Origin of the sequence: Microbacterium sp. GbtcB4 (assembly GCF_019091465.1) — a bacterium.
GTDB lineage: Bacteria > Actinomycetota > Actinomycetes > Actinomycetales > Microbacteriaceae > Microbacterium > Microbacterium paraoxydans.
In genome coordinates this window covers 1-231 of sequence record NZ_JAGXJJ010000723.1, presented here as the reverse complement: position 1 = coordinate 231, position 231 = coordinate 1, and the positions used below count along the sequence as shown (strand labels likewise).

Annotated in this window: 1 protein-coding gene; it reads left to right on the top strand. The window is 77.1% G+C overall.

What is annotated here, in order from left to right:
• Nucleotides 1-231: ATP-binding cassette domain-containing protein (locus KVS71_RS19395; RefSeq protein ID WP_368874988.1), on the top strand; the 231-nt coding region annotated here is incomplete at both ends.

The window sequence follows — 231 nt, the reverse complement described above, 5'->3', positions numbered from 1 at the left end:
CGTCGCCCTCGCCGGTGGGTCTCCCGACCCGGCCCGTGTGCGCCGGGCCCTCGTCGCCGCGTGCGCGGAGGGCGTCGAGGCCGACCGTGTCCTGGGCGTGCAGGGCGCAGGGCTGTCGGGAGGACAGGCGCTGCGCGTCGCGGTGGCCAGGGCGCTGTACCGCCACGACGCAATGCCGGAGCGGGTGCTCGCGCTCGATGAGCCCTCCAGCGCCCTCGTCGTCGACACTGG